The organism is Microvirga roseola (genome assembly GCF_020866965.1).
In the GTDB taxonomy this organism is placed as follows: Bacteria; Pseudomonadota; Alphaproteobacteria; order Rhizobiales; family Beijerinckiaceae; genus Microvirga; species Microvirga roseola.
This window is the reverse complement of the sequence record NZ_JAJATX010000184.1, coordinates 1-691: the sequence shown is the minus strand read 5'-3', so window position 1 is coordinate 691 and position 691 is coordinate 1. Positions and strand designations below refer to the sequence as shown.

Genomic DNA, 691 nt, shown 5'->3' with positions numbered 1-691 from the left:
GGTAGATCTGATGCCCCGGTGCCGGCTTGGAGGTGTTGGGCTTGCGATAGAGCGCCTCAATGCCCATGCGCTTCATCAGCGTGGCGACATGCAGACGCCCGACCGTAAAGCCCTCGGCCACCAGCAGGTCGCGCAGCATCCGACTGCCCGCAAACGGGAACTCAAGATGCAGTTCATCCATCCGCCGCATGAGGGCCAGGTCGGCCGCTGAGACCGGCTGCGGGCGATAATAGAGGCTGCCCCGGCTGATCCCGAGTTCCTCGGCTTGCCGGGAAAGCGGCAGGGCATGAGAGCGATCGATCATCGCTTTGCGCTCGGCCACACTCCGGCTTTGCCGAGCGCGTGCTCTAAAAAAGCATTGGCCAGGGTGAGTTCGCCGATCTTGGCATGCAGCGTCCTCACATCCACGGGCGGGTTTGCTGCTGCAGTCTTCTCCGATCCGAACACGCCGGCGGCTCCGTCGAGGAGCTGGGCCTTCCACTGGGTAATCTGATTGGGATGGACATCGAACTGCTGGGCCAATTCGGCCAGGGTCTTCTCGCCCTTCACGGCAGCCAGGGCCACTTTGGCCTTGAAAGCCGGTGAGTGATTGCGGCGCGGTCTCTTGCTCATCCTTTCTCCTGTTCGGCAGCCATTCTGGCCGCTCTCAGGCAGAAACTCCACTTAGCCCGCTGTAAAAATTTCCCGAGCC

1 pseudogene is annotated in these 691 nt (G+C 62.1%); it reads right to left on the bottom strand.

The features are described 5' to 3' along the window. A pseudogene (locus LG661_RS24785) lies at window positions 1–612 on the bottom strand (IS3 family transposase); the annotation flags it as partial. Window positions 613–691: the final 79 nt, after the last annotated feature.